Origin of the sequence: Winogradskyella maritima (assembly GCF_042650215.1) — a bacterium.
Classification (GTDB): domain Bacteria; phylum Bacteroidota; class Bacteroidia; order Flavobacteriales; family Flavobacteriaceae; genus Winogradskyella; species Winogradskyella maritima.
Genome location: NZ_JBHSAT010000004.1, coordinates 1,946,739 through 1,959,279, shown reverse-complemented (window position 1 = coordinate 1,959,279; position 12,541 = coordinate 1,946,739). Strand labels below are relative to the sequence as shown.

Sequence of the window (12,541 nt, the reverse complement as noted above, 5' to 3'; positions counted from 1 at the left end):
GCAGGAATGACAAGAAGTTACTTAATTAAATTCTCCGCGAGCTTTAAAATCTTCAATAACTGCTCCTCTATCGTAAGGTTAGAATTATCAATTTCTATAGCATTATCGGCTTTGACCAATGGGGAATCTTCTCGCGTAGTATCGATATGGTCTCTAGTAACCACATTTTCCAATACCGCTTCATACGTAATATCGTCGCCTCGGTCTTTTAATTCTTTGTAGCGTCTTTCTGCTCTGGTTTCAGCAGAAGCGGTCATGAAAATTTTGAGTTCAGCATCTGGAAACACAACGGTACCGATATCACGCCCGTCCATCACAATGCCTTTATCCTCGCCCATGGCTTGTTGTTGCTCCACGAGTTTTCGACGCACTTCGGAAATTGTCGCAACAGGACTCACATATTTAGATACTTCAAGCGTTCTAATTTTAGACTCAACGTTTTCTCCATTGAGATACACCTCAGCAAAACCTAATTGCGGATTATATTTAAAATTGATTTGAATGCAGTCTAAGTCCGAAATCAATTTTTCTTCATTGATAGTTTCATCCTCCACACATCCATTCTGAAGAGCATACAACGCTACCGAGCGGTACATAGCACCGGTATCCACATAGATGTAACTGAGTTTGTCGGCCAACTGCTTGGCAATGGTACTTTTTCCGGTTGAGGAATAGCCGTCAATGGCGATGATGATGTTTCGCATTTAATTCAAATCAATTTGAAGTCCGAAGAAACTTGTATTGGAAGCACTGGTATATCTGGCGTGGGTGTAACTGAATTTCATCTTGTTCAATTTTATGCCCACTCCAAATGAAATTCCCGAAAAATCACGCTGGTCGGCAATCCTAAGTTCTTCTGAACGCCTAAAGTTATAACCTATTCTGAGATTAAAGCCTCTATCCGGAAATAATTCCGCACCCAAAATGGTATGCCTCAATAATTCGGATACAAATCCCACTTTTTCTTCAGTTTGGTTTCCGTTTAAATCGGTGGTTGTCCGAGCCGGATTCGCAAACCGGATAGGCCATTGCTGTAAATTCTCAAAGGTCATGTGCCAACGGATAGGGACGTATTCAAGAGTTTGTGACATTCCAAAGTTGACTTCTAACGGTAAAGGCTCTCTCAAACCTGCGTAAGTTGTAAACTGTGTTCCAAAGTTCCGAACGACTACCGCCGCATTGAAGTCTATGTCTTCATTAACGTACATAATCCCAACATCCACAGCACCACCGATAGAACTGTATTGTTCTAACTTGGAACTAATGATTTTTACAGCACCTCCAATATAAAAATCAGACCATGGAATCTTATAATTGTACGCTCCAGAAAGCGCGACTTCGTTACCACTAAATTCGCCGGTGGAATTTCCGTCTAAGTCATATCCTTCAAACTGACCGTAATTAATATAGGTGATTCCCGCATGAAAGGTTTGCAAACGTCTATCGTAAGTATACGCGTAAGAAGCGGTGCCGTAGCCAATGCCACCCAAATAACTTGAAAAATTCAGTGCCAATTGATTATGCATATCGCCATTTATCGATGCCGGATTATATAAAGCATCAGATACATCTTGGTCGAAATTTGTTATGATTTTACCACCCAAAGCCGCTTGACGAGGCGATGTAACTAAGTTAAGGAATTGATAGGTACTTTCACCACCCAACTGTGCCAACAATGTGCTAGAAACGCAAAGAAGAAATAGGGTCGCAATCTGCTTTATCATAGAGTTGGCAAAATAACTAAATCTTATTTACAACGTTGATATGGTTGGTTTATTTTTTGGAAGGTTTTTAAGGCTAAGAGAAAAGCTCTCCCTTTTAGCTTAGTCAAGAAATAGCAAACTCTCTCTTAAATGTGCTTCGTCCCGAAACTTCGGGAGCGCTCAGCATGACAATGATACCAAATTTAGAAATTGAAAAACATTAAAATATGATAAGACAAGACCTGTCAGGTTTTGGAAACCTGACAGGTCTGAATTTCATTTAATCACTATGACTTAAAGCGTCTTCGCATTAGCCACTTTCTGTTTGGTGAGTGCTAAATGCAACACTTCCGACATGTCCCTTACGTAATGAAAAGTTAATCCTTTAAGGTATTCTGGTTTAATTTCATCGATATCGCGTTTATTGTCTTCGCACAACAAGATTTCCTTAATACGCGCCCGCTTGGCCGCTAAGATTTTCTCTTTGATGCCTCCCACTGGTAATACCTTGCCACGTAAAGTAATCTCACCTGTCATTGCAATGCTTTTCTTCACTTTACGCTGTGTAAACAAAGATACCAAGGAGGTTAACATCGTTACACCTGCACTTGGCCCGTCTTTTGGGGTAGCGCCTTCGGGTACGTGAATGTGTACATTGTACTTTTCGAATACTTCAGGTTTAATACCAAATTCATCGGCATTCGCTTTAATGTATTCCATAGCAATGGTGGCCGATTCTTTCATTACTTTACCCAAGTTTCCGGTAATCGTAAGATTGCCTTTGCCTTTTGATAAAATTGATTCTATAAATAAGATGTCGCCTCCTACTCTAGTCCAAGCCAATCCTGTAACTACTCCTGCGACATTGTTGTTTTCGTATTTATCACGTTCTAGTCGCGGGCTTCCTAAAACATCAATGACATCCTCATTGGTAACTTTGATATTGTAATCGTCTTCCATCGCAATATTCTTGGCCGCATGCCGCACCATTTTTGCAATCTGTTTGTCTAGTCCACGCACACCTGATTCCCTTGTGTAGCCTTCCACGATTTTTTCTAATTGTGGTTTGGCAATCTTTAAGGATGTGTCATCTAAACCGTGCTCTTTCAACTGCTTTGGTAGCAGGTGACGCTTCCCGATTTCTACTTTTTCTTCAATAGTATAACCGGTCACATTTATGATTTCCATCCGGTCGCGAAGTGCAGGCTGAATGGTATTTAAACTATTACTCGTGGCAATAAACATCACTTTAGACAAGTCATAACCCATTTCTAAGAAATTGTCATGAAACTCGCTGTTCTGCTCTGGGTCCAAGACTTCCAACATCGCAGAAGATGGGTCGCCTTGACTTCCTGTGGACAACTTATCAATCTCATCCAAGACAAAGACTGGGTTCGATGTTCCTGCTTTTTTCAAATTTTGAATGATTCGTCCTGGCATCGCACCGATATAGGTTTTACGGTGTCCTCGGATTTCCGCTTCGTCACGTAAACCACCTAAAGACATACGCACATATTCGCGTCCTAAAGCCTCAGCAATGGATTTTCCCAAAGAGGTTTTACCTACACCTGGAGGGCCGTACAAACAAAGTATTGGCGATTTCATATCGTTTCTCAACTTCAAAACTGCTAAGTATTCTATGATACGCTTCTTTACATCATCCAAGCCAAAATGGTCACGGTCCAAGATTTTCATAGCACGCTTTAAATCGAACTTATCTTTGCTGTATTCGTTCCAAGGTAAGTCCAAGAACAAATCCAGATAATTACGCTGAATGCTGTATTCCGCTACTTGAGGATTCATACGTTGCATTTTTGAAAGCTCTTTATCAAAATGTTCTTTGACTTTATCATCCCATTTTTTGGACTTGGCGCGCTCTCGCATTTCTTCAATCTCTTGCCCCGATGATACACCACCACCCAATTCTTCTTGAATGGTCTTCATCTGTTGTTGCAAGAAATATTCGCGCTGTTGCTGGTTCATGTCACTTTGTACCTTGGACTGGATGTCGTTTTTCAACTCCAGTTTTTGGTACTCCATGTTCATGTATTTTAAGGTTGCCAGTGCACGCTCCTTCAAATCGTTGATGACCAACAATTTTTGCTTCTCTTCAACTTTAAGGTTCATGTTGGAAGAGACAAAATTGACCAAGAACGAGTTACTTTCAATATTCTTAATCGCGAAAGTCGCTTCTGTTGGAATATTTGGGCTTTCCTTGATGATTTCCAACGACAAATCCTTAATAGAATCAATGATTGCAGTGAACTCTTCGTTTTTGGCTTCTGGTTTGGTTTCGGAAAGGTTTGAAATTTTTGCCGTGAAATAAGGCTGTTCTGACGTTATTTCATCAATTGTAAAGCGCTTCTTGCCTTGAATAATCACCGTAGTGTTACCATCGGGCATTTTAAGCACTTTAAGTATTCGTGCTACGGTACCAATCTTATATATATCATCGGCAGAAGGATTTTCTACGGACTCGTCTTTTTGGGAAACCACGCCAATAACCTTTCCGCCTTTGTTGGCATCATTGATAAGTTTTATGGATGCATCTCGTCCGGCTGTAATCGGAATCACTACACCTGGAAACAATACTGTGTTTCGTAAAGGTAAAATCGGAAGGGTTTCCGGAAGGGTTTCATTATTAATTAATTCTTCATCTTCAGGCGTCATTAAAGGAATTAATTCCGAATTTTCGTCAAAATCCTGTAATGACAAACTGTCAAGCTCTATAAAATTTCGTTTTCCCATAGTATATTGTAGGTCATTCTGTCACACAAAGGTACAGAATGCGCTGTTGTCTAAAATTAGATATAATTGATACCAATTGATTTTCAAGCTATTGCGCTAGTATTTCAAACTAATATCACCTAGATAATTCAATTCTTATGCCAATGGATTCAAAAAAAGTGAAAGATTTTTTCAAAAAGTGTAACAGTGCGGAAATTCGTCGCTCTTTAAGATAAGCAATTGCTATTTGTTACTGACCAATCAAAATATAGAACAGTTACTATTGCTTTGTAGTTCGGGAAATGCGCAGGCTCAACAAGAAGTCTACAACCGCTACTACCATGCAATGTATAATACAGCTTATAGGATTGTAAAAGATTCCTACAAAGCTGAGGATGTGATGCAAGAATCATTTTTGACAGCATTTACAAAGTTGGAATCGCTCAATGACAGCAACGTATTTGGTGCCTGGTTAAAACGAATTGTAGTTAATACCAGTATTGCGGATTACAATAAAACCAGTAAGGTGAATACGACACCTTTAGACAATTTATTGTACAAGGTTGAAGATGCGTCTGGCTTGCAAGAAGAGGATTTATGCAGTACGAAAGTAAAACAGGTGATGACCGCCATGAAGCAGTTAAAGCCCAATTATAATCTGAGCCTAACTTTATATTTAATTGAAGGTTATGATTACGAAGAAATCAGTGAGATAATGAATATCTCTTATGCCAACTGCAGAACGATGATTTCTAGAGCTAAAGAAAAATTGAGACAGATATTGCTTACGGAAAAAGTAAACTACTAATGAACACAAACAGAGACGACATAGACTGTTTATTTGACGAATTGGAAGGCCAGTTTGACGTCCATTCTCCAAGCGAAGGACACCAACAACGTTTTGAACAACGCTTGAAAAAAACTCTGGTACTTGAAGATGAATCATCTAAAGTACGCTCACTTTGGAAGCCTTTATTGCTGATGGTGGCGTCGGTAGTGATTTGCTTTGGGCTATTTACAACGCTTAAGTCTGAACCCGAAACCAATGATTTAGCAAGTGTTTCCCAAGAAATGGCGGAAACGCAAGATTACTTTCATCTTACCCTTGCTGAAGAATTGAAAAAGCTAAATGCGGAAGTATCACCTTTAACTGAAGACATTATTTACGATGCCATGCGCGAACTGAAAGTTTTGGAAACCCAATACACCAAATTAAAAACAGATTTAAAAGAAAGTGGTCAAGACAAGCGCGTGGTTTATGCGATGATTAGCAACTTTCAGACCAGAATAGACATTCTTACCAATGTCTTAGAACAAATTGAAAATATTAAAGAACTAAATACCAACACCGATGTTAAAACGTATACCCTTTAAATTATTATTTGCCTTTTTAGCGCCCGCTGTACTATTATCTAGTACCTCTATTGACTTTGCTTTTTTGAAGGCAACTGTTGAAAAAACCATTGAAAAATCATACGATGTATCTAGCAACGCTACCTTAAAGGTGGATAATAGCTATGGCAATGTTAACGTGATTACTTGGGATGAAAATCGAATTGAAATCGACGTTACAATTAAAGTGACAAGCAGTAGCGAAGAGAAAGCCCAAAAGAAACTTGATGATATTGATGTGAAATTTTCCGCTTCGCGCGATTGGGTCTCGGTAGAAACCATTTTCAATAAAGAAAAACGCTCATGGTGGAATTGGGGAAGCAATAACAATATAAAGATGCAGATTGACTATACCATAAAAATGCCGATGACTGGAAATGTAAATCTGAATAATGATTATGGCGATATCACTTTAGATAAATTACAAGGTAAAGCCGAATTGAACTGCGACTATGGCAAAATTACCACCAAAGAATTAATGGCGTCTGGTAATAGCATCAACTTTGATTATAGCAACGGATGCTATTTTGAATACATTAAATCAGGTAAAATCAATGCCGATTACAGTAGCTATACGGTCTCTAAAACTGAAGGTTTAGTCATCAATGCAGACTATACCAAATCGATTATAGAAATGGCTGAGAATGTAGAATATAACTGTGATTATGGTTCTCTTTCCATCTCTAATATCAACAACTTAAATGGAAACGGCGACTACCTTAGCCTTCGATTGGGAAATGTCTTTAAAAACGTATCCATCAAAGCTGATTACGGTTCTATTAAAATCGATAGAATGGCAAGCAATGCAGGAAACATTTCTATTGACACAGATTACGCCGGAATGACCATTGGCCATGACGCTGATTATAATTTCGATTTTGAAATTGATTTGGACTACGGCGGACTTCGAGGCGATGATGGATTTGAGTTTAGTAAAAAGCGGGTCAGCTCTGGAAGTAAGTATTACTCAGGATTTAAAGGAAAATCTGGGTCTGGCAATAAGGTGCGGATAAATTCGGACTATGGGAGTATTACATTCAAGAAAAAATAATTATCGCCTTCACATGAAGCGAGAGGAAAAACAAAATATTAATCAATAAAAACGAACAACAATGAAAACTATCAAATCACTACTTATCATTCCATTTTTATGCATGGCAACCTTAGCTTATGGGCAATGGGATTGGGGAAACGGAAAAGGCGTTAAAGGCAATGGCAACATGACCACAGACACCAGAAATGTCGGCGACTATGACGCCATTAAATGTGCCGGATTTATGGACTTTAAATTGGTTCAAGGTTCTGAAGGCACAATTAAGGTTGAAGCAGAATCTAACCTTCAAGAATACATTATTACCGAAGTAAAAAACGGTGCCTTGAGTATTCGCGTTAAAACAGGAAAGAACCTTAAGCCAAGTAAAAACAAAATGATTGTGATTACCATTCCTTACGAGTCTGTGAACAAAGTATCACTTTCTGGCTCTGGTGACGTTTGGAATGAAGGCACCATTAAAGCCTCAAACCTCAACGTGTCTTTATCTGGTTCTGGTGATATCATCTTAAATGTAGAAGCAACAGATTTAAAAGGAAGTGTTTCTGGTTCTGGAGACCTCACCTTAAAAGGAAGTGCAACCAACTTAGATGCCAATGTTACTGGCTCTGGTGACTTTCATGGTTTTGACTTAAATAGCGTAAATACGGATGCCAGCGTTACGGGTTCTGGCGATGCAGATGTTAGGGTTAGCGGTAATTTTAAAGCAAGAGTCACTGGCTCTGGTGATATTGAATATCGTGGTACTCCGACTAAAGAAGACATCAAGGTTATTGGTTCTGGTAGTGTGGAGAATTAGACTGTAGACGTTAGGCGAACATAAAAAAAGGTGTCTTAATACTAAGACACCTTTTTTATGGTTTTAATTTTCTATTCATAAAAGAATTGTATATCCACATTTAAAACGCCGTCATAAAATAACTGTCCCGTTTCAGGGTAATTAGCACTATTATAGGTATAGGTAAAGAGCTCCATCTCTGTTCCACCACTACCATCATCTTGTGTAAACTCGGTGATATTGTTTTGTGCGCCTCCTAACAATTGTGAAAAATCGAAATTGATTAAATGCAATTGTTCTATTTTAAATATATTTTTATAGATTCCATTGCTTGAGTCGTACGAATATGATGCTATAAATGAACCATCAGGAGCTGTTTCTTCAGTAATTTGTCCATTAACTAAAGTCGATACTCTAGTGCCTAATACCTCGGTTTGCGTGTCCGCATCTCCAATAAATGTTTCTTGAGTTATAGTACCATCAATATTATAGGTCAACTCTGTTCTGTAGCCCTGATTGGCATCTGGAATAATAGTACTATAAGCGGATAATTGATTTTCTGCATTGTACTCTAACTCCGTGTAATCAAATATTTCTCCATTAGCACCTCTATTCTCAATACGTTGCATCACCTCCGCCTCATAAATATATTCTGTTATACCACCATCGGATGAAGTTATAGACGTTAGACGATTTCCTTCGTAACTGAAGTCGTTTGTATACGATTCGCCTGATGGTTCTGTAAAAATAATCTGTTTAATCAAAACAGGTTCTGACGACAATAAGCAATTCCCTAGACTATCAATTTGGTCTTGAATAGCTTGGTCTGGGCCACATTGTTGCAATACGGCTTCAAGCGCTTCCTTTAAAGCATTACAAGTTTCCGTATAATTTTCATCCGTAGAATCATTAAATGCAATTTCGGCTGTATCTTTTTCTGCCCTAGCCATTGCACAAGCTTCTTCATCAATCTGAATGGAACAATCACCCAAACTATCAATTCGCGCTTGTAAAAATCCATTATCATCACCACAGGACGCTATCTGAGCTTCCAATGCGGTTTTTAACATACTACATAAAGCTGGAGCGTCTTCAGTGCTAGCGACATCAAAATTGGCTTGTGCCTCGGCACTAGCGTCAATAGCTTGTAGGCAAGCAACTTCAGCTTCTGTTAAAAATTCGCCTTCTAGCGGTTCGTTTTCACAATTGGCCGCCATAAATAATACGGCGAAGCATATAAGTCCAAGTAGTTTTTTCATATTCATTATAAATTGGTGCGCACAAACATAAGAATTATTCTGACGGATTATTTTCTGGTACCCTGAAAAGCAGAATAATTCCGACTAAAAAGAAGACAAACAAAAATAGAATTGCAATCCGCATCGACTGGATTTGGTCTACAATGGCAAAAATCGTCATCCCTATCACAATACCTATCTTTTCCGCAACATCATAAAAACTGAAATACGATGTAGTGTCTTCTGTATCAGGTAAAAATTTTGAATAGGTAGAACGACCAAGTGCCTGCACGCCTCCCATTACTAAACCTACCAATCCGGCCGCAATATAAAACTGAAGCGGTGTAATCATAAAATACGCATATATGCAGAGCAACATCCAAATGGCGTTAACAACGATAAGCGTCTTTATATTACCGAAACGTGCAGAAGCTTTAGATGTTAGGTAAGCACCTAGAATAGCTACGATTTGAATAATCAAAATACAAACAATCAAGCCCATTGTTTTTTGCCCGTCATCTTCCCAGGCAATTTCTTTTTCCCCAAAATATACCGCCATGAGCATAATGGTTTGTACCGCCATACTAAATACAAAAAAAGCATTGAGATAACGTTTCAGGCGTAAGTTGCCTTTCAGTTCTTGCCAGACCTGTTTCAATTCCCTAAAGCCATTAAATATAACATCCTTAGTAACTTTGTGACCAGATGACACCCCTTTTGGTAATACATAAAAGGTATATTGGCTAAATAGCATCCACCAAATCCCTACTGTGATAAACGAGATTTTCATGGCAGATATTGAAGCGACATTTCTAGACGCTTCAGTCTCACCTACATCAAAACCGAACCATTCAGGTTTCATGACCATTGCTAAATTTAAAATCAATAATAGAACACTACCTACATAGCCCCAAGCGAAACCTTTGGCACTAACAGCATCCTGCTGTTCTTCATAAGCGATATCTGGCAAATACGAATTATAGAACACCAAACTTCCCCAATAGCCAATCAATCCCATAAAATAAAACAAAAGACTCACATGGATTAATTCAGCATCCACGCTAAACCAATACAGACCGATACATCCTAAACCACCAACATAACAGAAAAACTTCATGAATGTTTTTTTGTTTCCCACATAATCAGCAATACCTGATAAAATTGGCGACGAAAACGCAACTACCAAAAAAGTAAATGCAGTAACGATAGAAATAAGAACCGTCTGTTTCATACCAAATCCAAAGGCATAAACCAATTCGTCCTTGTCTTTAAATAAAGTGGAGTAAAATATCGGAAATATGGATGAGGCAATAGTTAGTGTATATACCGAATTAGCCCAGTCGTAGAAAGCCCAGGCATTGAGAAGTTTTTTGCTCCCCTTTTCAAAGTTTTGCATAAGGTTGGTACTAAAAAAGCCGCCCAAAATTGGACAGCTCTAAAGTAATCAAATATATTTTAGATTTTAATTCACCGGCTTAAATGATGTCACACCATATTTTGCGGCTTCTGCTTTTGCCTGAGGCGCTAAAGCTTTTAAATTCTGAATACGATCGTCTGGATGTGGGTGCGTACTTAAGAATCGTGGTGGTGCTTGTCCTCCACTATTGGCTTTCATGCGTTTCCATAATTCTGAAGCTTCATCTGGATTGTAACCAGCAACTGCCATTAAGTAAAGTCCGATTTTATCGGCCTCTGTTTCATGCTTTCTACTATAAGATAACATTCCTAATGTAGAGCCTACACCATAAGCTTGCATCCAAGCTTGTTGTGCTTCGGCAGATTTACCACTTGTACCTACGGCAACACCAGCGGCACCAATCTGCTGTAAAAGTCCGGTACTCATACGTTGTTGGCCGTGATTGGCTAATGCATGCGCCACCTCATGACCCATAATTGCTGCAATACCCGTCTCATTTTTTGCTATAGGAAGTATACCTGTATAAAAAGCAATTTTTCCACCTGGCATACACCACGCATTGACCTGCTCTGACTCAATAAGACTGTACTCCCATTTATAATCATTTAAATAACTCTCGTAACCATTGGCCGTTAGCCAACGCTCAGCAGCAACAGATATCTTCTGCCCTACACGTTTTATGGTTTCGGCTTCTGCTGTCCCTCTAACTACCTTTTCCTCAGAAAGTACTTGATTATACTGAGCAAAGGATGTTGGGAATAATTCTGAATTAGACACCAGCGCTATCGTCTTTTTTCCAGTAAAAGGATTGGTCTTACAAGACATGGCAAAGGCCAAAAGGAAAACCGCTAGGATTTTTATAGTATGTTTCATGACTTAATTTTTAATGGTTATAACACAAAAATAGTACCTTAATTTACAACTTATTGACTTATATGCCCAAATAAGTTGTCCTAACTAGTAATGGATGGCTTCATAAGCCGACAAAAATTAAGAATTGGTTAAAATTTATCACAAACAAGATTGAAGCCTTAACTTTATAAAAAAAAGCATGAAACGATTTTTCTCATTACTTATACTTACGGTTCTTTTCAGTTGCAACAGTTCGGCACAAAAAGCGAAGTCCGAAAAAGCAGAATCCTTTCCCGTCAATAAAACGGAAGCTGAATGGAAGGCAGAATTAACAGATCAAGAGTTTTACGTACTACGCAAGGCTGGCACAGAGCGACCTTTTACCAGTCCACTTAATAAAAACTACGAAGTAGGAACCTACCATTGTGCAGGTTGTGGCACCGCATTGTTTAAAAGTGAGCATAAATTCGATTCAGGTACGGGATGGCCAAGCTTTGACCGAGAAATAAAAGGTAATGTCGCATTCTCTACAGATTATAACTTAGGCTACGCCCGAACGGAAGAACACTGCGCCACATGTGGTGGTCATTTAGGTCATGTCTTTAATGACGGGCCGAGAGACACTACCGGAAAGCGTCATTGCATTAATGGAGTTGCTTTGGATTTTAAGCCTGAAAAGGAATAAAGAGTCATTCTTTATTGGTTATTGGTTATTGGTTTGAATGGGAAAATTTCCTGAATAATTGAATATTCTATAACTTTATAATCAAACAACACCCATGTCCTCCTATCTCTCAAGCGTCATAAAACAGTTTGAATACTACAAATCCCTTGCAGACAAAACGTTTGACCAGCTCAGTTTTTCGGAATTAAATCAAACCTTTCAATCTGAAGATAATTCTATTGCCATCATAGCAAAGCATCTTGCAGGTAATATGCTCAGCCGGTGGACTAATTTTCTTGAAGAGGATGGTGAAAAATCATGGCGACATCGCGATTCTGAATTTATTAATGATTTTGAATCAAATGAAACTCTTATTAGTTATTGGGAAAAAGGCTGGAATTGTTTGTTTCATACTTTAAACAACCTGTCTGAAACCCAACTTGAAGATACCATCTACATTCGTAATCAAGGTCACACCGTAACTGAAGCCATCAATCGCCAAATGATTCATTATGCCTATCACGTAGGACAAATGGTCTTCATAGGTAAATCAATAAAAGGTACAGATTGGCAATCACTATCCATTCCAAAAGGAAATTCTGAAATCTATAATTCTAAAAAATTCGGCAAATCCAAAGCCCGAAGACATTTTACGGAAGACCTTTAATATTCCCCCGACGTTTCGTAAATTCGTAGCTTCAAAATTCAACTAAAAATTG

At 38.6% G+C, this 12,541-nt stretch carries 12 protein-coding genes; 6 read left to right on the top strand and 6 right to left on the bottom strand.

Annotation, left to right across the window (positions count from 1 at the left end; genetic code table 11):
* Positions 1 to 17 precede the first annotated feature (17 nt).
* From cmk to lon, 3 genes are all read right to left on the bottom strand, one after another.
* Positions 18 to 704 carry a (d)CMP kinase gene (cmk, locus tag ACFOSX_RS10025; protein WP_386100110.1) on the bottom strand — a complete coding sequence of 229 codons (687 nt, stop codon included), beginning with the start codon at positions 702 to 704 and terminating at the stop codon, positions 18 to 20.
* Positions 705 to 1,724 carry a type IX secretion system protein PorQ gene (gene porQ / locus ACFOSX_RS10020; RefSeq protein ID WP_386100107.1) on the bottom strand — a complete coding sequence of 340 codons (1,020 nt, stop codon included), beginning with the start codon at positions 1,722 to 1,724 and terminating at the stop codon, positions 705 to 707.
* Positions 1,725 to 1,997: 273 nt separating this feature from the next.
* Entirely contained in the window at positions 1,998 to 4,451 is a 2,454-nt protein-coding gene (gene lon, locus ACFOSX_RS10015; protein WP_386100104.1) for an endopeptidase La, read from the bottom strand.
* A 226-nt stretch (positions 4,452 to 4,677) separates the two neighbouring features.
* On the opposite strand from lon, the gene ACFOSX_RS10010 reads away from it, so the two are divergent.
* The 4 genes from ACFOSX_RS10010 to ACFOSX_RS09995 all read left to right on the top strand — a co-directional run bounded on the left by ACFOSX_RS10010 (position 4,678) and on the right by ACFOSX_RS09995 (position 7,672).
* Positions 4,678 to 5,238, top strand: a complete 561-nt coding sequence (locus ACFOSX_RS10010) for an RNA polymerase sigma factor (protein WP_386100101.1) — start codon at positions 4,678 to 4,680, stop codon at positions 5,236 to 5,238.
* A complete protein-coding gene (locus ACFOSX_RS10005) occupies positions 5,238 to 5,804 on the top strand; it encodes a hypothetical protein (RefSeq protein WP_386100098.1) in 567 nt (188 codons plus the stop codon). Before ACFOSX_RS10010 ends, ACFOSX_RS10005 begins: the two co-directional genes overlap by 1 nt.
* Positions 5,782 to 6,873: a hypothetical protein gene (locus ACFOSX_RS10000; protein ID WP_386100095.1), complete on the top strand. Its 1,092-nt coding sequence runs from the start codon at positions 5,782 to 5,784 to the stop codon at positions 6,871 to 6,873. The genes ACFOSX_RS10005 and ACFOSX_RS10000 overlap by 23 nt, the downstream gene beginning before the upstream one ends.
* Positions 6,874 to 6,934: 61 nt before the next feature.
* Positions 6,935 to 7,672, top strand: coding sequence for a head GIN domain-containing protein (locus tag ACFOSX_RS09995; RefSeq protein ID WP_386100092.1), 738 nt, complete (start codon positions 6,935 to 6,937; stop codon positions 7,670 to 7,672).
* 71 nt (positions 7,673 to 7,743) lie between these two features.
* Here the strand turns inward: ACFOSX_RS09995 and ACFOSX_RS09990 are convergent, their stop codons facing one another.
* From ACFOSX_RS09990 to ACFOSX_RS09980, 3 genes are all read right to left on the bottom strand, one after another.
* Complete coding sequence (locus ACFOSX_RS09990; RefSeq protein WP_386100090.1) at positions 7,744 to 8,910, bottom strand: hypothetical protein; 1,167 nt, start codon at positions 8,908 to 8,910, stop codon at positions 7,744 to 7,746.
* A gap of 34 nt (positions 8,911 to 8,944) precedes the next feature.
* Entirely contained in the window at positions 8,945 to 10,285 is a 1,341-nt protein-coding gene (locus tag ACFOSX_RS09985) for an MFS transporter (protein WP_386100087.1), read from the bottom strand.
* A 66-nt stretch (positions 10,286 to 10,351) separates the two neighbouring features.
* Positions 10,352 to 11,179, bottom strand: coding sequence for a M48 family metallopeptidase (locus ACFOSX_RS09980; protein ID WP_386100084.1), 828 nt, complete (start codon positions 11,177 to 11,179; stop codon positions 10,352 to 10,354).
* A 178-nt stretch (positions 11,180 to 11,357) separates the two neighbouring features.
* Between ACFOSX_RS09980 and msrB the strand changes: the two genes are divergently transcribed.
* Both msrB and ACFOSX_RS09970 read left to right on the top strand, forming a co-directional pair.
* Positions 11,358 to 11,843: a peptide-methionine (R)-S-oxide reductase MsrB gene (msrB, locus tag ACFOSX_RS09975; protein ID WP_386100081.1), complete on the top strand. Its 486-nt coding sequence runs from the start codon at positions 11,358 to 11,360 to the stop codon at positions 11,841 to 11,843.
* 94 nt (positions 11,844 to 11,937) lie between these two features.
* Positions 11,938 to 12,489, top strand: coding sequence for a DUF1572 family protein (locus ACFOSX_RS09970; protein WP_386100078.1), 552 nt, complete (start codon positions 11,938 to 11,940; stop codon positions 12,487 to 12,489).
* The last annotated feature ends 52 nt before the right edge of the window (positions 12,490 to 12,541 follow it).

Bases quoted from the DNA above. Each gene is read 5' to 3' on its own strand.
- cmk (WP_386100110.1), bottom strand. From the start codon at position 704: ATGCGAAACATCATCATCGCCATTGACGGCTATTCCTCAACCGGAAAA.
- porQ (WP_386100107.1), bottom strand. From the start codon at position 1,724: ATGATAAAGCAGATTGCGACCCTATTTCTTCTTTGCGTTTCTAGCACA.
- lon (WP_386100104.1), bottom strand. From the start codon at position 4,451: ATGGGAAAACGAAATTTTATAGAGCTTGACAGTTTGTCATTACAGGAT.
- ACFOSX_RS10005 (WP_386100098.1), top strand. From the start codon at position 5,238: ATGAACACAAACAGAGACGACATAGACTGTTTATTTGACGAATTGGAA.
- ACFOSX_RS10000 (WP_386100095.1), top strand. From the start codon at position 5,782: ATGTTAAAACGTATACCCTTTAAATTATTATTTGCCTTTTTAGCGCCC.
- ACFOSX_RS09995 (WP_386100092.1), top strand. From the start codon at position 6,935: ATGAAAACTATCAAATCACTACTTATCATTCCATTTTTATGCATGGCA.
- ACFOSX_RS09990 (WP_386100090.1), bottom strand. From the start codon at position 8,910: ATGAAAAAACTACTTGGACTTATATGCTTCGCCGTATTATTTATGGCG.
- ACFOSX_RS09985 (WP_386100087.1), bottom strand. From the start codon at position 10,285: ATGCAAAACTTTGAAAAGGGGAGCAAAAAACTTCTCAATGCCTGGGCT.
- ACFOSX_RS09980 (WP_386100084.1), bottom strand. From the start codon at position 11,179: ATGAAACATACTATAAAAATCCTAGCGGTTTTCCTTTTGGCCTTTGCC.
- msrB (WP_386100081.1), top strand. From the start codon at position 11,358: ATGAAACGATTTTTCTCATTACTTATACTTACGGTTCTTTTCAGTTGC.
- ACFOSX_RS09970 (WP_386100078.1), top strand. From the start codon at position 11,938: ATGTCCTCCTATCTCTCAAGCGTCATAAAACAGTTTGAATACTACAAA.